General features: G+C 70.3%; 19 protein-coding genes. 11 read left to right on the plus strand and 8 right to left on the minus strand.

Translation table 11 applies throughout. From position 1 onward, the window contains the following. Positions 1 to 72 precede the first annotated feature (72 nt). Positions 73 to 981 (plus strand): recombination-associated protein RdgC, encoded by a 909-nt coding sequence (locus tag FZ025_RS10785; RefSeq protein WP_046979652.1) that lies wholly within the window; start codon positions 73 to 75, stop codon positions 979 to 981. A 296-nt stretch (positions 982 to 1,277) separates the two neighbouring features. On the opposite strand, the gene panE is transcribed toward FZ025_RS10785, so the two are convergent. The 3 genes from panE to FZ025_RS10800 form a co-directional block, all read right to left on the minus strand. Continuing rightward, on the minus strand, positions 1,278 to 2,222 hold the full coding sequence (gene panE, locus FZ025_RS10790; protein WP_046979651.1) for a 2-dehydropantoate 2-reductase: 945 nt from the start codon (positions 2,220 to 2,222) through the stop codon (positions 1,278 to 1,280). Between the two features lie 109 nt (positions 2,223 to 2,331). After that, positions 2,332 to 3,147: an ABC transporter permease gene (locus FZ025_RS10795; protein WP_046979650.1), complete on the minus strand. Its 816-nt coding sequence runs from the start codon at positions 3,145 to 3,147 to the stop codon at positions 2,332 to 2,334. 21 nt (positions 3,148 to 3,168) lie between these two features. Beyond that, positions 3,169 to 4,200 (minus strand): ABC transporter ATP-binding protein, encoded by a 1,032-nt coding sequence (locus FZ025_RS10800; RefSeq protein ID WP_249027493.1) that lies wholly within the window; start codon positions 4,198 to 4,200, stop codon positions 3,169 to 3,171. A 48-nt stretch (positions 4,201 to 4,248) separates the two neighbouring features. Between FZ025_RS10800 and FZ025_RS10805 the strand changes: the two genes are divergently transcribed. The 4 genes from FZ025_RS10805 (at position 4,249) to FZ025_RS10820 (ending at position 8,622) form a co-directional block, all read left to right on the plus strand. Next, positions 4,249 to 5,049, plus strand: a complete 801-nt coding sequence (locus FZ025_RS10805) for an FAD-binding oxidoreductase (RefSeq protein ID WP_386269817.1) — start codon at positions 4,249 to 4,251, stop codon at positions 5,047 to 5,049. Between the two features lie 99 nt (positions 5,050 to 5,148). Further along, positions 5,149 to 6,666, plus strand: a complete 1,518-nt coding sequence (locus FZ025_RS10810) for an alpha/beta hydrolase (RefSeq protein WP_046979649.1) — start codon at positions 5,149 to 5,151, stop codon at positions 6,664 to 6,666. A gap of 31 nt (positions 6,667 to 6,697) precedes the next feature. Next, positions 6,698 to 7,444, plus strand: coding sequence for an ABC transporter ATP-binding protein (locus FZ025_RS10815; protein WP_046979648.1), 747 nt, complete (start codon positions 6,698 to 6,700; stop codon positions 7,442 to 7,444). Next, positions 7,441 to 8,622, plus strand: coding sequence for an ABC transporter permease (locus tag FZ025_RS10820; RefSeq protein WP_046979647.1), 1,182 nt, complete (start codon positions 7,441 to 7,443; stop codon positions 8,620 to 8,622). Before FZ025_RS10815 ends, FZ025_RS10820 begins: the two co-directional genes overlap by 4 nt. A gap of 135 nt (positions 8,623 to 8,757) precedes the next feature. Here FZ025_RS10820 and FZ025_RS10825 read toward each other — a convergent pair whose 3' ends face one another. Together FZ025_RS10825 and FZ025_RS10830 are read right to left on the minus strand one after the other, a co-directional pair. Continuing rightward, on the minus strand, positions 8,758 to 9,792 hold the full coding sequence (locus tag FZ025_RS10825) for an energy transducer TonB (RefSeq protein WP_104558460.1): 1,035 nt from the start codon (positions 9,790 to 9,792) through the stop codon (positions 8,758 to 8,760). Between the two features lie 178 nt (positions 9,793 to 9,970). After that, positions 9,971 to 10,585 (minus strand): TIGR00645 family protein, encoded by a 615-nt coding sequence (locus FZ025_RS10830; protein WP_104558459.1) that lies wholly within the window; start codon positions 10,583 to 10,585, stop codon positions 9,971 to 9,973. Between the two features lie 113 nt (positions 10,586 to 10,698). On the opposite strand from FZ025_RS10830, the gene FZ025_RS10835 reads away from it, so the two are divergent. The 3 genes from FZ025_RS10835 to FZ025_RS10845 all read left to right on the plus strand — a co-directional run bounded on the left by FZ025_RS10835 (position 10,699) and on the right by FZ025_RS10845 (position 15,667). Next, the gene (locus tag FZ025_RS10835; RefSeq protein WP_104558458.1) at positions 10,699 to 11,388 is read left to right on the plus strand and encodes a glutathione binding-like protein; all 690 of its coding nucleotides are present in this window, start codon (positions 10,699 to 10,701) and stop codon (positions 11,386 to 11,388) included. Between the two features lie 76 nt (positions 11,389 to 11,464). Beyond that, a complete protein-coding gene (locus FZ025_RS10840; RefSeq protein ID WP_104558457.1) occupies positions 11,465 to 13,696 on the plus strand; it encodes a S9 family peptidase in 2,232 nt (743 codons plus the stop codon). A 168-nt stretch (positions 13,697 to 13,864) separates the two neighbouring features. Continuing rightward, positions 13,865 to 15,667 carry a DUF885 domain-containing protein gene (locus FZ025_RS10845; protein ID WP_104558456.1) on the plus strand — a complete coding sequence of 601 codons (1,803 nt, stop codon included), beginning with the start codon at positions 13,865 to 13,867 and terminating at the stop codon, positions 15,665 to 15,667. 231 nt (positions 15,668 to 15,898) lie between these two features. On the opposite strand, the gene FZ025_RS10850 is transcribed toward FZ025_RS10845, so the two are convergent. Beyond that, positions 15,899 to 16,378 (minus strand): hypothetical protein, encoded by a 480-nt coding sequence (locus FZ025_RS10850; protein ID WP_104558455.1) that lies wholly within the window; start codon positions 16,376 to 16,378, stop codon positions 15,899 to 15,901. A gap of 178 nt (positions 16,379 to 16,556) precedes the next feature. Here FZ025_RS10850 and FZ025_RS10855 point away from each other — a divergent pair, with 178 nt between their 5' ends. Next, positions 16,557 to 16,805 (plus strand): hypothetical protein, encoded by a 249-nt coding sequence (locus tag FZ025_RS10855; protein ID WP_046978158.1) that lies wholly within the window; start codon positions 16,557 to 16,559, stop codon positions 16,803 to 16,805. Between the two features lie 203 nt (positions 16,806 to 17,008). Continuing rightward, positions 17,009 to 18,001, plus strand: a complete 993-nt coding sequence (hemB, locus tag FZ025_RS10860) for a porphobilinogen synthase (RefSeq protein WP_046978156.1) — start codon at positions 17,009 to 17,011, stop codon at positions 17,999 to 18,001. Between the two features lie 187 nt (positions 18,002 to 18,188). On the opposite strand, the gene FZ025_RS10865 is transcribed toward hemB, so the two are convergent. Continuing rightward, on the minus strand, positions 18,189 to 18,941 hold the full coding sequence (locus tag FZ025_RS10865; RefSeq protein WP_046978155.1) for a DNA/RNA non-specific endonuclease: 753 nt from the start codon (positions 18,939 to 18,941) through the stop codon (positions 18,189 to 18,191). Between the two features lie 196 nt (positions 18,942 to 19,137). On the opposite strand from FZ025_RS10865, the gene FZ025_RS10870 reads away from it, so the two are divergent. Then, positions 19,138 to 21,648: a PepSY domain-containing protein gene (locus FZ025_RS10870; RefSeq protein WP_167523877.1), complete on the plus strand. Its 2,511-nt coding sequence runs from the start codon at positions 19,138 to 19,140 to the stop codon at positions 21,646 to 21,648. A gap of 390 nt (positions 21,649 to 22,038) precedes the next feature. Here the strand turns inward: FZ025_RS10870 and FZ025_RS10875 are convergent, their stop codons facing one another. Then, positions 22,039 to 22,938, minus strand: coding sequence for a TolB family protein (locus tag FZ025_RS10875; RefSeq protein ID WP_046978154.1), 900 nt, complete (start codon positions 22,936 to 22,938; stop codon positions 22,039 to 22,041). Between the last annotated feature and the right edge of the window lie 15 nt (positions 22,939 to 22,953).

Genomic DNA, 22,953 nt, shown 5'->3' on the forward strand with positions numbered 1-22,953 from the left:
GATGCGACAATGCCCGCCGCCCACCCTGCGCACGGCGCCGGGCCGTTCCGTTTTCCTTCTGCTGGATGCTCGATGTTCTTTCGCAACCTGACCCTGTTCCGCTTCCCCACCAGCCTCGACGTCTCCGAGATCGACAAGCGCCTGCCGGAGGTCCAGCTCAAGCCGGTCGGCCCGCTGGAAATGAGCTCGCGCGGCTTCATCTCCCCGTTCGGCCGCGACGAGCGCGACGTGCTGTCGCACCGCCTCGCCGAGTTCCTGTGGCTGACCGTCGGCGGTGAGGACAAGATCCTGCCCGGCTCGGTGGTCAACGACCTGCTCGAGCGCAAGGTCGCCGAGATCGAGGAGAAGGAAGGGCGCCGGCCCGGCGGCAAGGCGCGCAAGCGGCTCAAGGACGACCTGATCCACGAATTGCTGCCGCGCGCCTTCGTCAAGTCCTCGCGCACCGACGCGATGCTCGACCTGCAGCATGGCTACGTCGCGGTGGACAGCTCCAGCCGCAAGAGCGGCGAGAACGTGATGTCCGAGATCCGCGGCGCGCTGGGCAGCTTCCCGGCGCTGCCGCTGAACGCGGAAGTGGCGCCGCGCTCGATCCTGACCGGCTGGATCGCCGGCGAGCCCCTGCCCGACGGCCTGAGCCTGGGCGAGGAGTGCGAGATGAAGGATCCGATCGAAGGCGGTGCGGTGGTCAAGTGCCAGCACCAGGAACTGCGCTGCGACGAGATCGACAAGCACCTGGAAGCCGGCAAGCAGGTCACCAAGCTGGCGCTGATCCTGGACGACCACGTCTCCTTCGTGCTCGGCGACGACCTGGTCATCCGCAAGCTGAAGTTCCTCGACGGCGCCCTGGACCAGCTGGAGAACGCCGACCAGGACGGCGTGCGCGCCGAACTGGACGCCCGCTTCGCGCTGATGAGCGCCGAAGTGCGGCGCCTGTTCCTGCTGTTGGAAGCAGCGCTGAAGCTGAGCAAGGCCGAGACCTGAGGCGTGGCCGGCGGCCTTCCGGCCCGATCGCGCCGGGAGGGCTGCTGCACAGCGCCGCATTGCTGCCGGGAACGTCTGTGGATTCGGTACCGGGTGGCCTCGAGCCATCGGCCCAGACCGGCACCGCTCGACTGCCGACGTCGCTCGTCGCCACTGATGGCCCGAGGCCACCCGGAGCCGCTCCGACAAGAGCGGGTCGGCAAGCTGGCTGGGGGCAACTGGCGGAGAGGCTTGAGCCCCGACGCTTTGGCAAATCGCTCCGCTGCTGAAGGAGCGTCGCCACCCCGGCACGGCTTTCACCGTTCCGTTCGTCCGCCCTGGTAGGCCTGCAGGTGGCAGTAAGCGGCCATCAGCCATGGCGCGGCATGGCCGGCGGCGCGGGCGCGCGCCAGCATGTCGCCGACGATCTGCTGCGCTTCCACCTGCTGTCCGGCTTCCAGGTCGCGCAGCATCGACGCCTTCATCGGCGAGCCGGGCTGGGTCAGCAGCTGCAGCGCACTGGCCTGCGCCGCCTCGGGTACCGGTTCGCCCGCGGCGGCGGCGGCCGCCGTGCATTCGGCGTATAGCCCGCGCAGCAGCGCCACGCCGTCGTCGCTGGCGACGATGCGCCCCACCGCTGCGCGCATCAGGCAGGTGGCCGCAGCCAACGCGGTCAGGAAGGCGTACTTGATCCACTGTTCCTGCGCGATCCGCGGCGCGACGACATGGTCGATGCCGGCCAGCGCGCAGGCGCCAGCGAGCGCGCGCAGACGTGCGCTGTCGGCGCCGCGCCCGTCGCGTTCGCCGAAGGTCAGCGAGGCCGGTTTGCCCAGGTGCCGGATCGTAGCGTCCGCGTCCAGCGTCGCGCTGATGAAGCACAGTCCGCCGAGCACGTGGTCGGCGCCGCAGCGTGCATCCAGCACGGGGTAGTGGCGCAAGCCGTTGAGGATCGGCAGCAACGTGGTGCCGAGATCCATGGCTGGCGCCAGCGCATCCAGCGCGCTGTCCAGGTCGTAAGCCTTGCAGCTGAGGATCGCCAGGTCGAACGGCCGCGCAGCGGCCGTGGCCGGCAGCGCGTCCGCGGTCAGCGTGGCCACCGCGATGTCGGCATCGCCGCGCGGACTGCGGATGCGCAGTCCGTCGCGCCGCAGGCGCTCGGCCCGCGCCGGGCGGACCAGAAACGTGACATCGACGCCGGCCTGGGCCAGGCGTCCGCCAAAGTAGCCGCCAGTCGCGCCGGCGCCGAGGATCAGGATGCGCATCTTTTGTGCCTTCTGGTGGTGGTGCGAATCGGTCGGCAGGTGGAACTAGTCCTTACCGCGTCTCGGCGGTTGGCGTGGCTGGATCCTGGCCGGCGGCGCGGCGCATGGCTCAGCTGCGCAGCCCCACGCCACGCTTGAGCAGCCACAGCGCCAGCGCGCTGAGCACCGCGACGAAGCCCAGCATCAGCGCGTAGGCCACCCAGACCGGCACGTCGCTGCTGCCGAGCAGGCCGTAGCGGAAGGCGTTGACCATGTAGAAGATCGGGTTGGCGTGGGTCGCGGCCTCGGCCCAGCCGGGCAGCAGCTTCACCGAATAGAACACGCCGCCCAGGTAGGTCAGCGGGGTCAGGATGAAGGTCGGCACGATCGCCACGTCGTCGAACTTCTTCGCGTACACGGCGTTGATGAAGCCGGCCAGCGAGAAGATCGTCGCGCCCAGCAGGACCGTGGTCAGCGTCACCAACGGGTGCGGGATGAGTACCGGGGTGAAGAACATGGCGATGATCAGCACCAGCACGCCGACCATCAGCCCGCGCAGTACCGCGCCGGCCACGTAGCCCCACAGGATCACCCAGTTCGGCACCGGGCTGACCAGCAGTTCCTCGACGTGGCGGCCGAACTTGGCGCCGAAGAAGCTGGAGCTGATGTTGCCGTAGCTGTTCTGGATCACGCTCATCATCACTAGGCCGGGGACGATGAACTGCATGTAGCTGTAGCCGCCCATGGCGCCCACGCGCGAGCCGATCAGCCCGCCGAAGATCAGGAAGTACAGGGTCATGGTGATCGCCGGCGGCACCAGGGTCTGGCCCCAGATGCGCAGGATGCGCTTGACCTCGCGGCGCACCACGGTGAGCAGCGCGACCCAGTTGCGCTGGGCCGGCGTGGCCTCGGGGGGGAGCAGCTGTTGCTTGGTTGTCGTGTTCATTGGCGTCCAGCGAAAGAGGGATCAGGCGGCGGCAGGCGGGGGCGTCGGCGAAGGAGCATCCGCCGCAACCGGGCCATTTGCGGCAGCCGCGGGCTGGCCGTCCCGGTGGTCTCCGGTCAGGCGCACGAACAGTTCCTCCAGGCGGTTGCTCTTGGTGCGCATCGAGCGCACGCGGATGCCGGCGGCGCCGAGCGCGGCGAACACGCGGTTGAGGTCCATGGCCCGCGGCATGTCCAGGTCCAGCGTGTGCGCGTCCTGCGCCAGCAAGGTGGTGCCCTCGATCGCCGGCAGCTGCGCCGGCAGTGCGCCGTCGATGTCGAGCAGGAAGCCTTCCACGTCGAGCTTGGCCAGCAGCTCGCGCATCGGGCCCTGCTCGACGATGCGGCCGCGGTCGATGATCGCCAGGTTGCGGCACAGGCTCTCGGCCTCCTCCAGGTAGTGCGTGGTCAGGATGATGGTGGTGCCGGCGGCGTTGATCTCGCGCAGCATGCGCCACATGTCGCGGCGGATCTCGATGTCCACGCCGGCGGTGGGTTCGTCCAGGATCAGCAGGCGCGGCTGGGTCATCATCGCGCGGGCGATCATCAGCCGCCGCTTCATGCCGCCGGACAGGGTGCGGCTCATCGCCTGCGCCTTCTCCCACAGGTGCGCGCGCTTGAGTTCCACTTCGGCCCGCTGTTCGGCCTGCGCGCGCGGCAGGCCGTAGAAACCGGCGTAGTTGACCAGGATGTCGAAGGGCTTCTCGAACAGGTTGAAGTTGATCTCCTGCGGGACCAGGCCGAGCAGGCGCATCGCCGCGCTGCGCTGGGTGGCCAGGTCGGTGCCGAACACCTCGACCTGGCCGGCGCTGAGGTTGACCAGCGAGCTGATGATGCCGATCAGGGTGGACTTGCCGGCGCCGTTGGGGCCGAGCAGGGCGAAGAAATCGCCGGGCAGCACGTCCAGCGACACGCCGTGCAGCGCCTGCACGCCGTTGTCGTAGGTCTTGCGCAGCTCGCGCACGCGCAGCGCGGGCACCGGCGCGGAGGAGGGGAGCGGGGAAGCGGGATTCAAGGCGGACCTTTCGCGCCCTGTTGACGGCGCTGAAGAAATGCAGCCGCTATTATAGAAGACCTCGCGGGCCCGGCCCCGGCCATAGACTGTTGTATCTTCGTGCCTGCCCAATTTCCGCTGAAACTGGTCGACCGCCGCATGCTGGCCCCGGCCATCGGCCACTACCGCTTCGTCCGCGACGACGGCCAGCCGCTGCCGTTCGTGCCCGGCCAGTTCGTGCAGGTGCATTTCCACTACGCCGACGGCACCGCGACCAAGCGCAGCTATTCGCTAGCCACCCGCCACGACCCGGCGCAGCCGGCCGATGCGACCGTGGAGATCGCGGTCAGCTTCGTCGCCGGCGGCGCGGCCACGGCGCTGTTCGAAGGCCTGGAGATCGGCGGGCAGGTCTGCGCCAGCGGTCCGTACGGCCGCTTCTGCCTGAACCAGGGCGACCGCAACCGCCGCTATCTGCTGATCGCCACCGGCACCGGCGTCACCCCGTACCGTTCGATGCTGCCGCTGCTGGAAGCGGCGATGGCCGAGCGTGGCGCGGACGTGCTGCTGCTGCTGGGCGCGCGCACGCCGGCCGAGCTGCTGTACGGCGACGAGTTCGGCGCCTTCGCCGACGCGCATCCGCGCTTCCGCTTCGTGCCGTGCTTCTCGCGCGAGCTGCCCGCCGCGCCGCATGCCGACGTGCGCCACGGCTACGTGCAGCAGTTCCTGGGCGAGTTCGCGCCGCAGGCGGACGGCGACATCGCCTATCTGTGCGGCAATCCGAACATGGTCGATGCCTGCTTCGATGCGCTGAAGCAGGCCGGCCTGCCGGTGCAGCAGATCCGCCGCGAGAAGTACGTCAGCAGCAAGTGAGGCTCGGGAAGCCGAGTCCCGAGTCCCCTGCCTTCGGTCACATCCGGCGCGGGGCCGCGGCATGGCATCCTGCAAGCCATCATTCCAAGGATGCGAACCATGCGATACCCCTGCAGACTGCTCGCCGTGGGCGCGGCGACGCTGCTGCTCGCCGCCTGCCAGGCGGCGCAGACGCCGCAAGCACAGAAGGCCGAGCGCAGCTACGGCCAGCTGCGCTTCCGCCCCTGCACGCTGACCAGTCCGGTCGCGCCCAACAACGTCGAGGCGCAATGCACGCGGATGCCGGTGGCGGAGAATCCGGCGGCGCCCGGCGGACGCAAGATCGCGCTCAACATCGCCTGGCTGCCGGTCGCCGGGCAGGGCAGCAGCGAGCCCGATCCGGTGTTCTTCCTCGCCGGCGGCCCCGGCCAGGCGGCCACCGAGGTGGCCAGCATCGTCGATCTGGCGCTGCGCGACACCCGCAAGCGCCGCGATGTGTTCCTGATCGACCAGCGCGGCACCGGCCAATCCAATCCATTGACCTGCCTGGGCGCGGACGGCAAGGAAATGCCGCTGGCCGATCCGGCGCGCGCGCCCACCGCCAATGAGCTGCTCGACTACGCGCGGCGTTGCGCGCAATCGCTGCAGGGCCGTGCCGACCCGCGCGACTACACCACCACCCAGGCCATCGCCGACCTGGATGCCGTGCGCGCTGCGCTCGGCGCGGACAAGCTCAACCTGATCGGCGGTTCCTACGGCACCCGCGTCGCCCAGCAGTACGCGGCGCGCTATGCGGCGCATACCCGCAGCGTGGTGCTCGACGGCGTGGCGCCGAACGAGCTGGTGGTCGGCGGCGAATTCGCCACCACCTTCGAGCATGCGATCAAGCTGCAAGCGGAGCAGTGCCGGGCCACCCCGGCCTGCGCCAAGCGCTTTCCCACCGACACCCGCGCACAGCTGCGCACGGTGGTGGAGCGGCTGCGGCAGGCGCCGGCAGAGGTGGACTACCGCGACCCGGCCAGCGGCGAGAGCAAGCACGACCGGGTGACCGCCGATACCGTCACCAGCCTGGCGTTCTCGTTCTCGTATGCGCCGCAGACCGCATCGCTGCTGCCGTTGGTGCTGGACGAGGCCGCGCACGGGCGCTATGCGCCGTTGGCGTCGCTGGCGCAACTGATGGGCAAGCAACTGGACGGGCAGATGAACCGCGGCATGCAATGGTCGGTGATCTGCGCCGAGGATGCCGACCGTTACCACGCGCCTGCCGCCAGTGCCGACACGCTGCTCGGCCCGGAGGTGGCGCAGATGTTCTTCGCCGCCTGCCCGTCGTGGCCGACCGGCACGCGCCCGGCCGATTTCACCGCGCCGTTCACCTCCAACCTGCCGGTGCTGCTGACCTCCGGCGAGCTCGATCCGGTAACCCCGCCGCGCTATGCCGCGCGCGTGCTGCAGGGCCTGCCCAACGGCCGCCACCTGGTGGTGCGCGGGCAGGGCCACGGCACCATGACCCTGGGCTGCATGCCCAAGCTGTTCGGCCAGTTCTTCGAGACCGCCGACGCCAAGCGACTGGACGCGCACTGCCTGGACGCGATGAGCGGCGTGCCCGCCTTCACTTCATTCAACGGATGGGAACCATGAGCCGCGCAGCGTTTCGCAGGGAGGACCGCGCATGATCGTCGCCGACAATCTGCACAAGGCGTTCAAGACCAAGGCCGGCACCGTGCAGGCGGTGCAGGGCGTCAGCTTCGAGGCGGCGGATGGCCAGATCACCGGCCTGCTCGGTCCCAACGGCGCCGGCAAGACCACCACCTTGCGCATGCTGTACACGCTGATGGCGCCCGACCAGGGCCAGGTGCGCGTGGACGGCATCGATGTCGGCGCCGATCCGCTGGCGGTGCGCCGCGCGCTGGGCGTGCTGCCGGACGCGCGCGGGGTGTACAAGCGGTTGACCGCGCGCGAGAACATCGCCTACTTCGGCGAACTGCACGGGCTGTCGGCGGCGCGCATCGCCGAGCGCACGCGGCTGCTGTCGGCGGCGCTGGACATGGACGACATCCTCGACCGCCAGACCGAGGGCTTCAGCCAGGGCCAGCGCACCAAGACCGCGATCGCGCGCGCCCTGGTCCACGATCCGCGCAACGTGATCCTCGACGAACCGACCAACGGCCTGGACGTGATGACCACCCGCGCGATGCGCGGCTTCCTGCGCGGGCTGCGCGCCGAAGGGCGTTGCGTGATCTTCTCCAGCCACATCATGCAGGAGGTGGCGGCGCTGTGCGATCGCATCGTCATCGTCGCCAAGGGCACGGTGGTGGCCGCCGGCACGGCCGCCGAACTGCGCGCCCTGACCGGCGAAGACAATCTGGAAGACGCCTTCGTCAAGGCGATCGGCAGCGACGAGGGACTGCACGCATGAGCCTGTTTCGAACCGTTTTCACCGTGATGCGCAAGGAATTGCGCGATCTCGCGCGCGACCGCCGCACCCTGGCGCTGGCCCTGCTGCTCGGCCCGTTGCTGTACCCGGCGCTGATCCTGGGCATGGGCGCGCTGGCCGAGAGCCGGGTCAGGACCCAGATCGACAAACCGCTGGACATCCCGGTGATCGGCCGCGAGCGCGCCCCGAACCTGGTCGCGTTCCTCGCCGCGCAGGGCCTGAACGCGGTCGCGCCGCCGAAGGACCTGACCGCGGCGATCCGCAGCCAGGACATCGATCTGGCGCTGCGCATCGGCGAGGACTACGCGCAGGCCTGGCGCGAGGGCCGGCCGGCGCTGGTGGAGATCGTGAAAGACAGCACGCGCCGCGATGCGGACATCCCGAGCACCCGCGTGGAGGCGGCGTTGCGCGGCTACAGCCAGCAGGTGGGCGCCCTGCGCCTGCTCGCGCGCGGCATCGACGCGCAGGTGGCGCGGCCGCTGGACATCGCCACCCAGGACCTGGCCACCGCCGAGGCCAAGCGCGGCGCGCTGCTGGCGATGCTGCTGCCGGTGCTGCTGACCATCACCTCGTTCATCGGCGGCGCCTACCTGATCCTGGACGCCACCGCCGGCGAACGCGAGCGGCAATCGCTGGAGCCGCTGCTGGCCACGCCGGCCTCGCGCGGGGCCATCGTCAGCGGCAAGATCGCCGCCGCCTGCGTGGTCGGGCTGGCCTCGCTGCTGCTGACCCTGCTCGCGTTCAAGCTCAGCGCGCAGGTCGCCAGCGGCGTCGGCCGCCAGCTCAACGTCGGTTTCGTGGCGATGCTGCAGATGCTGTTCGTGCTGCTGCCGATGCTGTTCATCGGCACTTCGCTGCTGACCGTGCTGGCGGCGGCGGCCAAGAGCATGAAGGAGGCGCAGAGCCACATGACCTGGCTGATGCTGCTGCCGATGCTGCCCGGCTACGCGCTGATGGTGTATCCGCTGAAGACCACCCTGTGGCAGTTCGCGGTGCCGTTCCTGGCGCAGAACCAGATGCTGCTGAAGATCATCCGCCGCGAACCGATCGACCTGCAGATCTGGGCGGTGTACCTGGCCGCCGGCTTCGGCCTGGCCGCGGTGCTGTGGCTGGCCGCGGTGCGCCGCTACCGGCAGGAGCGCTTGGCGATATCGGGGTGATTGAGAGCCGAGAAACGGGAATGGAGAATCGGGAATAGGAAAAGCGGGAATGCCGCACCGGATGCAGCGCTCCTGCGATTTCCCATTCCCGATTCTCCATTCCCAAAAAAGCCCGGCGGAGCCGGCCTTTTTTTCTCAGCCGCCGGGATTGAACGCCAGCGTGCGCCGCGTCGTCACCGGCGCGCCGACTGGCTCGAAGCGCCAGCGCTTGGTCGCGTTCAGCGCTTCGCGGTCGAACACCCGCGCCGGGGTCGCGCGCAGCACGCGGGCGTTGGTGACCGAGCCGTCGGTGCCGACGGTGATCTCCACCAGCACTTCGCCGGCGGTGCCCGAGCGCAGCGCTTCCGGCGGGTAGCGCGGCGCCGGCGTGCTGATCGCGCGCAGCGATTGCGTGCCGGCCGTGGCCGTGGCCGTGGCCGCGGGCGCTGGCGTTGCGGCCGGCGGTGATGCGGCGGCGGCGGGCGGCGCTGCCGGGGCAGCGGCCGGCGCGCGGCGCGCGGCGGCGGCCTGGCGCTCGGCGTCCTGGCGCGCAGTCTCGCGGCGTGCGGCTTCCTGCTGCGCGGCGATCTGCTGCGCGGCCTGCGCCTCGCTGGCCTGCTGCTGCGCCTGGTTCTGCTGCTCGGCCAACAACCTGGCCTTCTGCTCGGCCTCTTTCTTGACCTTGGCGGTCTCTTCCTGGCTGCGCCGCGCCGCGGACTGCACGCCGTTGCTCACGCCCAGTTTCAGCCGCGGCAATGCCGGCGCCTGGCTGTCGATCTTCTCGATCAGCGCGACCAGCCGCTGCGCTTCCGGGACGTCTTCGCGGTTGATGCTCTGCTCGGCGGCGATCAGCGTGTACGGCATCAGGTCGGTCAGCGCGCTCTTGACCCCGGCGTCGTCGGGCTGCTTGTCGCGCAACGCCAGGTAGTACTCGACTGCGTTGTTGCCGGCCGGCGCATACATGCGGTTCTCGCGCAGCGCCTGGCTGGCCGATTCATGCAACTGCTCGGTGCCCATCGACTGCACCTGGGCCGAGACCGGCGGCGCGGCCGGCGCGGTGGCCGCGGGTGCCGCCGCCGGCGCGGCGGCCGGAGCGGCGTCTTCCTGTTTGGAACAGGCCGCCGCCAATGCGGCGAGCAGCAGGACCGGCGCCATCCGGCGCGCCTTCGCGAATGTCGTGACTTGCAACATGCTTCCCCCTAATTCCCGGTGATGGCAATGAAATAACGCAGCGGCGGCTCTCCCGCGCAGCCGGCACGGCTCCCCCATCCGCTGCCAGCGCACCCCGTCCGTCAATCTAGCATCCGCTTCCGCCGCGTGCTTGACGGCCGCGCGGCGGCCGGAAAAGCGCGAGCCCGCGCACGCGAGGTCAGTGCGCCGGTTGCGCCGGCGCGGCCATCAGCCGGTCGGTCCAGGCGATGCCGATCGCCGACAGGATGAAGATGCCGTGGATGATGGTCTGCCACAGCACCCCGGTCGCGGTCAGCATGGCGCAGGTCTTCAGGCCCACGGTGGTGGCGGTGGCAGCACTGGCCAACTGCTCCGGCGAACACAGCGGCATGCCCTCGAGCGCGCCGACCGCGATGAAGGTCTTGAGCAGGTGGATCGAGGAGATGCCGATGATCGACAGCGCCAGCTTCACCTTCAACACGCTGGCGTTGACGTGGCTCAGCCACTCCGGCTGGTCCGGATGGCCCTCCAGGCCCAGCCGCGACACGAAGGTCTCGTAGCCGCCGACGATCACCATCACCAGCAGGTTGGAGATCATCACCACGTCGATCAGGCCGAGCACGATCAGCATGATCTGCTGCTCGCCCAGGCTCGGCGCCTCGTGGATCAGGTGCCACAGCTCCTTGCCGAACAGGAACACGTACACGCCCTGGGCCACGATCAGCCCCAGGTACAGCGGCAGCTGCAGCCAGCGCGAGGCGAAGATCAGGCTGGACAGCGGATTCAGGCGGGGCGGCGGGCGCGGAGGACTCATGTGCGTGTCGGAATGCTGCGTTGCAGGAAGGGCGCAGGGTACCGGCCCGCCGGGACGCTGCCAAGCGCAGGGGCGCGGCTACACTGGGCACCCCTTAATCCAGGACCGCCGCCATGATCGATCTGTACTACTGGCCCACGCCCAACGGCCACAAGGTCACCCTGCTGCTCGAGGAGGCCGGACTGGACTACACCATCAAGCCGGTCAACATCGGCGCCGGCGAGCAGTTCGCGCCGGAGTTCCTGGCGATCTCGCCGAACAACAAGATGCCGGCGATCGTCGACCACGCGCCGGCCGACGGCGGCGCGCCGCAGAGCGTGTTCGAGTCCGGCGCGATCCTGCTGTACCTGGCCGAGAAGACCGGGCGCTTCCTGCCGGCCGATCCGCGCGGGCGCATCGCCGCGCTGGAGTGGCTGTTCTGGCAGATGGCCGGGCTCGGCCCGATGAGCGGGCAGATGGGCCATTTCAACGTCTATGCGCCGGAGAAGATCGGCTACGCGATCGACCGCTACAACGCCGAGGTGCGGCGCCTGCACGGCGTGCTCGACAAGCGCCTGGCGCACAGCGACTACCTGGCCGGCGCCGAGTACGGCATCGCCGACATGGCCAGCTATCCGTGGATCGAGGTGTACAACGGGCTCACCCCCGACTACGCCGCGTTCCCGCACCTCAAGCGCTGGCACGACGCGATCGGCGCGCGCCCGGCCACGCAGCGCGCCTATGCGCTGAAGCAGCAGGTCAACCCGAACGCCGGCAAGCCGCTCGGCGACGCGGCGCGCAAGCATCTGTTCGGCCAGCGCTGAGTCGGTCCGCGTTGCGCTTCTCAAATCCCGGGCGCACGCGCATCATCCTGCGCTCGGTGCTTCGCCAGGAACCTTCATGCGCTCTGTGTTCGCCGCTCTCGCCCTCATGCTCGCCACTCCCATTGTTCCCGTGCACGCCGAGAAACTGACCCTGGACGCCATCACCGGCAGCAAGCCGCTGTCCGGGCCGACCCTGATGCAGCCGAAGGTCGCGCCCGACGGCTCGCGGGTGACCTTCCTGCGCGGCAAGGACAGCGACCGCAACCAGCTGGACCTGTGGGAATACGACATCGCCAGCGGCCAGACCCGCCTGCTGGTGGACGCGAAGCTGGTGCTGCCCGGCACCGAGACGCTGAGCGACGAGGAAAAGGCGCGGCGCGAGCGCCAGCGCATTTCTGCCTATGCCGGCATCGTCGATTACCAGTGGGCGCCGGATGCGCAGGCGCTGCTGTTCCCGCTCGGCGGCGAGCTGTATCTGTACGACCTGCGCAAGAGCGGCAGCGCCGCGGTACGCAAGCTGACCCATGGCGAGGGCTTCGCCACCGATCCGAAGATCTCGCCGAAGGGCGGCTACGTCAGCTTCGTGCGTGCGCGCAACCTGTGGGTGATCGACCTGGCCAGCGGCCAGCAGTATCAGCTGACCCGCGACGGCAGCGACACCATCGGCAACGGCGTGGCCGAGTTCGTCGCCGACGAGGAGATGGACCGCCACACCGGCTACTGGTGGGCGCCGGACGACTCGGCGATCGCCTTCGCGCGCATCGACGAATCCGCCGTGCCGGTGCAAAAGCGCCCGGAGGTGTATGCCGACCACACCGAGGTGATCGCGCAGCGCTATCCGCAGGCCGGGCAGCCCAACGTCAAGATCCAGCTGGGCACGATCGCGCCGCGCGCCGACGCGCAGCCGCAGTGGATCGACCTGGGCAGGAATGCGGACATCTACCTGGCGCGGGTGGACTGGCGCGATGCGCAGCGGTTGACCTTCCAGCGCCAGTCGCGCGACCAGAAGCGGCTCGAGTTGATCGAGGCGACCCTGGCCAGCGGCAAGCAGCGCGTGCTGGTCACCGAGACCAGCACGACCTGGGTGCCGCTCACCCACGACCTGCATTTCCTCAAGGATGGGCGCTTCGTCTGGGGGTCGGAGCGCAGCGGCTACGAGCACCTGTACCTGGCCTCGGAAGACGGGCGCAAGCTGGTTCCGCTGACCCAGGGCGACTGGGTCGTGGACGAACTGCTGGCGGTGGACGAGGGCGCCGGCAAGGTCTACTTCGCCGCGACCAAGGCGTCGCCGACCCAGACCCAGCTCTACGCGGTGCCGCTGGCCGGTGGCGCGATCGAGCAGCTGTCCAAGCCCAACGGCACGCATGCGGCCAGCTTCGCCAAGAACGCCAGCGTCTACGTCGACAGCTGGTCCAACACCGTCACGCCGCCGCAGATCGAGTTGTTCCGCGCCAACGGCGACAAGATCGCCACGCTGCTGGTCAACGACCTGGCCGATCCGCAGCATCCCTATGCCAAGTACCGCGACGCGCAGCGCCCAGTGGAGTTCGGCAGCCTGACCGCGGCCGACGGCAAGACGCCGCTGCACTACCGGCTGACCAAGCCGGCCGACTTCGATCCGGCCAAGCGCTATCCGGTGGTGGTCTACGTCTACGGCGGCCCCGCCGCGCAGACCGTGCTCGACGGCTGGCCGGCGCGCGGCGACGCGCTGTTCGACCAGTATCTGGCCCAGCACGGCTATGTCGTGTTCTCGATCGACAACCGCGGCACGCCGCGCCGCGGCCGCGACTTCGGCGGCGCGTTGTACCAGCGCCAGGGCACGGTGGAAGTGGACGACCAGCTGCGCGGCGTCGCCTGGCTGAAGGCGCAGCCGTGGGTGGATGCCGCGCGCATCGGCGTGTCCGGCTGGTCCAACGGCGGCTACATGACCCTGATGCTGCTGGCCAGGCACAGCGAGGCCTATGCCTGCGGCGTGGCCGGCGCGCCGGTGACCGATTGGGCGTTGTACGACAGCCACTACACCGAGCGCTACATGAACCTGCCCGCGGCCAATCCGGACGGCTACCGCGACGGCCGCGTGGCCGCGCATCTGGACGGCTTGAACTCGCCGCTGCTGCTGATCCACGGCATGGCCGACGACAACGTGCTGTTCGCCAATTCCACCGCGCTGATGAGCGAGCTGCAAAAACGCGGCAAGCTGTTCGAGCTGATGACCTATCCCGGCGCCAAGCACGGCCTGTCCGGCAGCAATGCGCTGCACCGCTACCGCACCACCGAAGCGTTCCTGGCGCGTTGCCTGAAGCCCTGATCGCGCAGGCCCGCAGCGCCTTCGCCGAAAAGGAGTTCTGCATGTCCACCCCGCCGCCGCTGCCCGGTGCGCCCCTGCCTGACAGCGCCGCCGGCATGACCTACGGCAGGTTGCCGGCACTGCGCGCGCCGCGTACGGTCGCCGCATCGTCCCGCTGGAGATCCACCGATGAAGCCACTCGTCTTCGCCATCGCCCTGGCGCTCGTCGCGCCGCTGTCCGCCGCGGCGCAGGCCGCGCCGGCGGCGGTGACGGCGGCCGCCGGCCCGGCCTGGGTGACGCGCAGCAACGACTTCGCGCAGCTCCTGTTGCAGGCGCAGGCGCCGTTCCAGCCGGAGGAGGTGAGCTTCTTCGGCGTGCCCGGCTTCGACGACCAGGTCGCCGATCTCGGCGCGGACAACGGCCGCCGCTATCGCGACGCAACTGCCAAGGCCCGGCGCGCGCTGCAGGAGAAGCTGGCGGTCGAGCGCGACCCCAACGTGCGCCAGGACCTGGCGATCATGATCCACGCCGCCGACCAGGCGATCGAAGGCAGCGCCTTGAACGAGCGCCTGCTGCTGCCGTGGCGCGATGCGCCGCAGATGGTGTTCGGCGGACTCAACAACCTGCTGTCCGAACAGGTGCCGGCGGCGCGCCGGGCCAGGGCGCTGGACCGGCTGCAGCGCTATGTCGGCCTGCTGCCCGGCAGCGCCTCCTCGCTCGTGCTGGCCCGCCAGCGCTACGAGGAAAAGCTGGCCGACGGCGCGCTGCTGCCGCCGACCCGGCGCGAGGTCGAGCAGGCCTTGAGCAATGTGGACACCTATGCCAAGGGCATCCGCGAATTGTTCGCGACCTACAGGATCGACGGCGCCGATCCGGCGCTGGCGGCGATGGACAAGCAGTTCAAGGAGTACGCCGCGTGGACGCGCAAGGTGGTGCTGCCGAAGGCGCGCGCGGACGCGCGCCTGCCGCCGGAGCTGTATACCTTCCAGCTCAAGCAGGTCGGCATCGACATCGCGCCGCAGCTGCTGATGCAGCGCGCGCAACTGGAATTCATGGAAACCCGCGCGGCGATGCAGCAGCTGGCGCCGCTGGTGGCCAAGGCCAAGGGCCTGAAGGTCGACGACCCCGGCGACTACCGTGCGGTGATCCGCGCGCTCAAGCGCGACACCATCGCCAACGACCAGCTGGAAACCCATTACCGCGGCGTCATCGCACAGATCGATCCGATCATCCGCCAGCAGCGCATCGTCGACGTGCCGCAGCGGCCGATGCAGATGCGGCTGGGTTCGGCGGCAGAGAGTGCGGCGCAGCCGGCGCCGCATTTTCGTCCGGCGCCGCTGGTCGGCAACACCGGCGAGCAGGGCACCTTCGTGCTGCCGCTGGGCAATCCGGATACCGCCGGCAAGGGCGAGCACTACGACGACTTCAACTTCGGCGCGGCGGCATGGACGCTGAGCGCGCACGAGGGCCGGCCCGGCCACGAACTGCAGTTCACCGCGATGGTCGAGCGCGGCGTGTCGCTGGCGCGCAGCATGTTCGCGTTCAACTCGGTCAACGTCGAGGGCTGGGCGCTGTATGCCGAGGCCGAGCTGGTGCCGTACGAGCCGCTGGACGGGCAGCTGATCGCGCTGCAGTTCCGCCTGCTGCGCGCCGCGCGCGCCATGCTCGACCCGATGCTCAACCTGGGCCTGACCGACCGCGAACGCGCGCGCCTGGTGCTGGAGAACGACGTCGGCCTGTCGCCGGCGATGGCGCGGCAGGAACTGGACCGCTACATGATGCGTGCGCCCGGCCAGGCTGGCAGCTACTTCTACGGTTACAGCCGCCTCATGGAACTGCGCATGCGCACCGAACTGGCGCTGGGCGCGAAGTTCGACCGGCTGAAGTTCAACAACTTCCTGCTCGACCAGGGCCTGCTGCCGCCGGATCAGCTGGCGGCTGCGGTGGAGACCCAGTTCATGGCCGACAGCCGCGGCAGCCTCCAGCCCTGAGATCCGGCGCTTGGGGCGATGCACCGCCTGGCCGAGGGTGTGCGCCCCGCGTGCACGCCCCCCGCAGGCCGGGGCGACTCAGTGTTTGAAGGGGACCAGTTCGGGTGGCTTTGCGTCCTTCCACGTCGTATTGGGCGAGCGCGGCGATGGCTGTCTGCGTCCATCCCACGCCGTGATTTGTCGTCGCCGGGGTGGGATGGGGGCAATACGGCGAAACCGGCTCCCAGACGCTCAGCGTTCCCGCGATGGCAACGGCTGCGGGGGCGGGGGCGGGGGCGGGGGCGCTGCCGGTGCCTGCGCCCCCGGCGGCACCCAGATCGCCATGCCTGCGGCGCGCTTCTGCGTGGTCGGGATGCCGATGCCCAGGCCGCCGCCGACGTGGCCGCCGTAGCTGCCGGCGCCGACCGACACGCCGCCGCCCGAGCGCTGCGAGGCCACGCCCATCAGCACCACGCCGTTGGCGCCGAGCTTGGCCGCCTCGCGCTTGAGCCGCGCCATCGCCGCATCGGTCTGGCCCTGGGTGCCGAAGCCGGCCGCGCTGGACGATTCGAGTTGCGCGATATCGACCGCGCCGAGCGGCGCGGTCGAGTAGACCTGGACCAGGGCCGGGTCGATCGGCGCACGCGGCGCGCCGACCATCACCCTGGAGGAACTGGCGCAGCCGGCCAGCGCGAGCAGCAGCGCCAGCGGCAACAGCGGTCGGACGTTCATGGCATCACCCCCGGGAAGCGGTTCACGACGCGATGATAGGCGCGATCGGTGAACCGCGACGTACCCGTCATCGCCCACCACCGTGGCATGCCCGCGGGGAGTCCCGTGCCAAGAGTTGGCTTGCGCCGGCAGAGGCGTGCGCTATGGTGCGCATTGGCATCCAGCGAAGGGCGGCGGCATGGGCTTGATCAGTCTGTTGTGGGGCATCGTGGCGCTGCTGTGGATGATCCTGGCCTTCATCCCGCTGCTGGGCTGGGGCAACTGGTTCGTGATCCCGTTCGCCGCGGTCGGCGCGATCATCGCCGCGATCGGCCTGCTGTTCACCGCGGCGCCGAACCGCGGCCGCGCCAAGACCGGGCTGATCCTCAACGGCCTGGCGATCGTGGTCGGGGTGATCCGGCTGAGCCTGGGCGGCGGGGTGATCTAAGCGCGGCCGCGCTGCTGCGGCATGCTGTGTTGCAGCGGGCTGCGCCCAGGCATGGCCTGCAGGCGTAAGATTCGCGGCTGACGGTCGCCGCGTGGCGGCCGTCCCCGTTCACGCCGGCGCGCGCGGCGCGGTCTGCGGTGCCTTGCGGCGCGCGCCGCGGTCGCCTGCGCGGCGCCCGATCCGTTTCCGTCAGGAGCCTGCACGTGGCCCATCCCCATTACCGCCCCCGGCGCATGCGCCGCGACGATTTCTCGCGCCGGCTGATGCGCGAGCACACCCTGACCGCCGACGACCTGATCTGGCCGGTGTTCGTGCACGAGCTGCCCGGCCGCGCGCCGATCGCCTCGATGCCGGGCGTGGCGCGGCTGTCGATCGACGAATTGCTGAAGGAGGCCGAGACCGCGCTGGAACTGGGCATCCCGGCGATCGACCTGTTCCCGGTGATCGACCCGTCCGGCAAGAGCCTGGATGCGGCCGAAGCCTGGAACGAGGACGGCCTGGCGCAGCGCGCGGTGCGCGCGCTGAAGACGCGTTTCCCCGAGCTGGGGGTGATGACCGACGTGGCGCTGGACCCATACACCACCCACGGCCAGGACGGCATCGTCGACGCGCACGGCTACGTGCTCAACGACATCACCGTCGAGGCGCTGGTCAAGCAGTCGCTGTCGCATGCGCGCGCCGGCGTGGACATCGTCTCGCCCTCGGACATGATGGACGGGCGCATCGGCGCGATCCGCCGCGCGCTGGATGCCGACGCGCATCTGCACGTGCGCATCATGGCCTACTCGGCCAAGTACGCTTCCGCGTTCTACGGCCCGTTCCGCGACGCGGTCGGCAGCGCCGGCAACCTCGGCAAGGCCGACAAGAGCACCTACCAGATGGACCCGGCCAACGGCGACGAGGCCTTGCGCGAGATCGCGCTGGACCTGGAGGAAGGCGCCGACATGGTGATGGTCAAGCCCGGCATGCCGTACCTGGACGTGGTGCGGCGGGTGAAGGACGAATTCCGCGTGCCGACCTTCGCCTACCAGGTCAGCGGCGAGTACGCGATGCTCAAGGCCGCCGCCGCCAACGGCTGGCTGGACGAGCGCAAGTGCGTGCTGGAATCACTGATGGCGTTCAAGCGCGCCGGCGCCGATGGCGTGCTGACCTACTTCGCGCCGCAGGTGGCGCGCTGGCTGCGCGAGCCGCGCTGAGCCGCAGATGCGCGCGGCGGCGCGGCGCCTTTTGTAGGAGGGTCTTCAGGCCCGACGGTTTCCGCTGGCGATGGGTCTGCTGCTGCCTGCGTCGCGACTGGCAGCTCGAGGCCATACTGCGTCCCTCTCGCTGTCGGCAGGCCGGGGACGCGGCCGAATCCCGAATCCCGAATCCCGAATCCCGGCTTTACGGCAACGTCAACGCGATCGGCGTGGACTTCATCGCCGCGGCGATCGACGGGAACGGGTCGACGCTGGCCATGGTGACCACGTCGTCGATCGACACCACATCGCAGGTGATGCTGTCGTCGTTCACGCACAGGTACGCCGCCGCGCCCACGCCCGGCTCGTACACCGCCTTCCACACGTACTCCGGCACTTCCACCTTGTCGGTGCCGATGGTGGTCGCGCTGCTGTCGAAGGCCGGGCCGGTCACCACGTAGATCTCGCCGCGCTGCTTGGCCAGCTGCCGCACCTGCTCCTCGATGCGCGCCCACTCGCCGGTGTTGAGCTTGTGGTCCTGCGGGACCACGTTGGCCATCGAGAACGTCTCCTTCTCCGAGCTTTCGGTCGAGGCGTCGCCGGCCGGGGTCATGTGGCCGCGATCGAACCCGGTGTTGGTGTAGTCCGAGCTCTTGGAGCGGTCGGCGGCGGGAATGGCGGTTTCCTCGTGGAACGAGCCGACCCGGCCGATCGCCTCGGCGCCGGCGACCTGCTGGTCGGTCAGGTGCTCGGCCGAATACAGCGGACCCTTGCTCACGCCCGAGGCCAGGATCGCGTATTCGGTGTGGCAGACCTCGGTGGTGCGCGCGCTCAGCGAGGCATCCACGCTCGGCGGCTTGCCGCCTGCGTACAGCGTGGCGCAACTGGTGGCGGCCATCGCCGTTTGGGCCGTGAACAAACCAAGCAGAAGCAGACAACCGCGCAGGGAGAAGGACATCGCATATCTCGCTAGCCAAAGGGGAGTGAAGAAACTGGCGAGACGCGATGTCGCGGTGGTGACGGCTGGATGTGGTGCGCATGGCAAATGTGGTGCCGGTCGCGCTTATGCGTAGACGACCTTCGGCGGCCCGAGACGGATCCGATAAGCGTTCTCATTTACAATGCGCGGCCGCCTCCCGAACCTGTCCTGCGCCGTGACCAAGAAGCTGTTGTTCCAGCTGCACTGGCTGTTCGGCATCAGCGCCGGGCTGGTGCTGGCGGTGATGGGCCTGAGCGGGGCCACGCTGGCGTTCGAAGACGAGATCGTGCGCTGGGCCAACCCGCCGCTGGCCACGGTGGCCGTGCGCCATGCGGCCGGCGAGTCGCCGCTGCCGCTGGCCGAGCTGGCGCGGCGGCTGGACCTGGGCGGCACGCATCGCGCCACGCGCCTGCTGATCGATCCCACCGGCACGCGTCCGTCCAACGTGCGCCTGGCCGGCCGCGACGGCGGCCGCCTGTACTTCGATCCCTATACCGGACACACGCTGCCGGAGCCGCGGCTGACCGGCTTCTTCGCCTTCGTCGAGGACCTGCATCGGCGCCTGGCCGCTGGCGAACGCGGCAAGGCGGTCACCGGCGCCTGCGCGATCGCGTTGATCTTCTTCTGCCTGTCCGGGCTGTACCTGCGCTGGCCGCGGCAGTGGTGGAGCTGGCGCGCGTGGTGGGTGGTGGAATGGAAGCGGCAGGGCCGCAGTTTCCTGTGGAGCCTGCATTCGGTGATCGGCACCTGGTGCCTGGCGATCTACCTGCCGATCGCGTTGACCGGGCTGTACTGGTCCTACGACTGGTACCGGCAAGGGCTGGTGGCGGTGCTCGGCGGCGAGCGCGCGGACAACGCGGGCGGCGGCCGCGGCGGCAAGCCGCCGGCGCTGGACTACGCGCGCCTGCAGGCCACGCTCGATGCGCTGCCGGGCGTGCGCCGCGCCTACCTGGAGCTGCGCCTGCCCGGCCGCGCCGGGCAGCCGCTGACCGCGCGCTATCTGGCAGTCGATCGGGTACACAGCCGCGCCTTCGACGGCCTGGAGATCGATCCACGCAGCGGCCGCATCCTGCGCCGCCTGGGCTATCGGCAGCAGCCGCTGGGCCGGCAGCTGCTGAGCAGCGTGTTCGCCCTGCACACCGGCAGCTTCTTCGGCCTGGCCGGGCGCGTGGTGGTGATGCTGGCGAGCCTGTGCATGTCGCTGTTCTTCGTCACCGGCTGGCTCTTGTACCTGGACCGGCGGCGCAAGAAGCGCGCGCTGCGCGGCGCGCGGCGCGGCCTGGAGTCGCCCGCGCCGGCCGCCGCCACCGAGCCGTGGCTGGTGAGCTTCGCCAGCCAGAGCGGCTTCGCCGAACGCCTGGCCTGGCAGGCCGCCGGCCAGCTGCAGGCGGCCGGCATGCCGGTGCAGGTGCAGTCGCTGGCGCAGCTGGACGCCGCGCAGCTGCGCGGCGCGCGGCGTGCGCTGTTCGTGGTCAGCACCTTCGGCGACGGCGAGGCGCCCGACCCGGCGCGCGCCTTCGAGAAGAAGGTGCTGCGCCAGGCGCAGGCACTGCCCGACCTGGGCTATGCGCTGCTGGCGCTGGGCGATCGCCAGTACGCGCGCTTCTGCGGGTTCTCGCGGCGGCTGGAGCAGTGGCTGGCCGCGCAGGGCGCGCAGGCGTTGTTTCCGGCGGTGGAAGTGGACAACGCCGATCCGCAGGCGCTGGCGCAGTGGCAGCGGCAGTTGTCGGCGGTCACCGGGGTGACTGCCGCGGCGCCGGAACTGCAGGCGCCGCCGTCGCTGGAGTGGCGCCTGGCCGGCCGCGCGCTGCTCAATCCCGGCAGTGCCGGCGCGCCGGTATGGCGCATCGACCTGCCGCCGCCGCCCCAGGCGCAGTGGCAGGCGGGCGACATCCTCGAAGTGCAGCCCTGCCACGCGCCTGACGCGGTGCTTGCCTGGCTCGCCGCACATGGGCTGGCGGCCGATACACCGGTGCGCGCGGGCGGGGTGGCGCTGCCGCTGCAGGCGGCGCTGGCCGATCGCGCATTGTCGCCGCCGTCCGTGCCCCGGCAGGAGTTGCAGGCCTGGCTGGACGCGCTACCGCCGCTGCCGCTGCGCGAATATTCGATCGCCTCGGTGCCGGCCGACGGCCTGCTGCAACTGGTGGTGCGCCTGACCCGGCGCGACGATGGCAGTGCCGGCCTGGGCTCGGGCTGGCTGTGCCTGCATGCGCCACCGCAGACCGCGGTGCAGGCGCGGGTGCGCGCCAACCCCGGGTTTCGCCGCCATGGCGATGCGCCCTTGCTGCTGATCGGCAACGGCACCGGCATCGCCGGCCTGCGCAGCCTGCTGCGCGAAGCCGCGCAGGCCGGCGTGCATGGCCACTGGCTGCTGTTCGGCGAACGCAATGCCGCGCACGACGCGCTGTTCGGTACGGAGCTGCGCGCCTGGCAGGACAGCGGCCACCTGCAGCGCCTGGACCTGGCGTTCTCGCGCGACCAGCCAGGCAAGGTCTACGTGCAGGATCGCCTGCGCGATGCGGGCGACGAGCTGCGCGGCTGGCTTGCGCGTGGCGCCGCGCTGCACGTCTGCGGCAGCCTGGACAGCATGGCCCGCGGCGTGGATGCGGCTTTGCGCGAGATCCTCGGCGAAGAGGCGCTGGAGGCGCTCAGTGCGGATGGACGTTATCGGCGCGATGTGTATTGAGGTCTGGCACGCTTGGAACGATTCGGGTGGAGATCTTTGCCCGGACCGCATCCGGTAGCGTTGTTTCCACCGCTGCGCTTGTCGCGACTGATGGCCCGAGGCCACCCAGAGTCCCACAGGGGATTGGCTGGGGATTGGCGATGTGCCGGCTGGGTGCACTGTGGGAGGGACTTCAGTCCCGACGCCCTCTGCGTGGTCCACCGCTTCGTCTGTCGCGCTGAAGCCGCTACTACAGAAGCAGCGGGCGCGCTTTGCTCTTTGTGGGAGCGGCTTCAGCCGCGACCAACGGCATCAGCGGTCATTGCAGCGACTGTTCCGACAGCGCTTGGATACGGACATGTGGCAACCGGTCCTCGGCAATCGCATTTTTCGGCAGCGAATCCTTTGCCGTCAGGGCACACCCGCGCAATCGCCGCTGCCGCTGGCCGCCGGCGCCTTCATCCGGTACACGTCGCGCTGGCCGGCCTTCGGTGCGCGCGCGCTGCCGACGACCAGCAGTTCGGTCGGCTTGGACACGTCCAGCACCGCGCCGCGGGTGTCGCCATCGGCGCTGTTGAACGACAGCGCCAGCGGCTGCGCTTGTACGTAGCGTCCGCCGCCACACTGCGCCAGCAACAGCTGCGTGCCTTGCGCCTTGCGCGACCGCGCGAACAGCAGCGCGCGGCCATCGCCCAGCCAGGCCGCATCGGTTTCGTCGTCGGCGCTGTTGATGCCGTCCAGCGCCTGCGGCTGGCCGAAGGCCTGGCCTTGCAGCCGTGCCACGAACAGGTCCAGGCCGCCGGCGCCGCCGTGGCCGTCGCTGGCGAACAGCAGCCGGGTGCCGTCCAGCGACAGCGTCGGCGCACGCTCGTCGCCGCGCGAATTCACCGCCGCGCCCAGGTGCTGCGGCGGGCCGTAGCGACCGTCGGCCAGCACTGGCGCGCGGTACAGGTCGCTGCCGCCGTGGCCGCCGGGCCGGTCGGAGGCGAAGGCCAGCCAGTGCCCATCGGCGCTGAAGATCGGATCGGTGTCGGCGCTTGGCGAGTTCAGCGGCGCCGGCAACGGCTGCGCGTCGGCCCAGCGGCCGTCGCGCAGGGTGGCCTGCCACAGGTCGTCGCCGCCTGGCCCGCCGGCGCGGTCGGGGCTGGCCCAGACGATGCGCTGCCCGTCCGCGGAAACGCTGGCGCGGGTCTCGTCGGCCTTGGTCGAGACCACGCCCATGCCCTCGATGCCGAACTCGGAAAGCGCGAACGCCGACGGCGCGCAGAGTAAACTCGCCGCCAGCGCGAGCGGCAGGGCGGGGGTCCGCATGTCGGATTCCTTCGG

The sequence above is a fragment of the Xanthomonas hyacinthi genome, from assembly GCF_009769165.1.
In the GTDB taxonomy this organism is placed as follows: domain Bacteria; phylum Pseudomonadota; class Gammaproteobacteria; order Xanthomonadales; family Xanthomonadaceae; genus Xanthomonas_A; species Xanthomonas_A hyacinthi.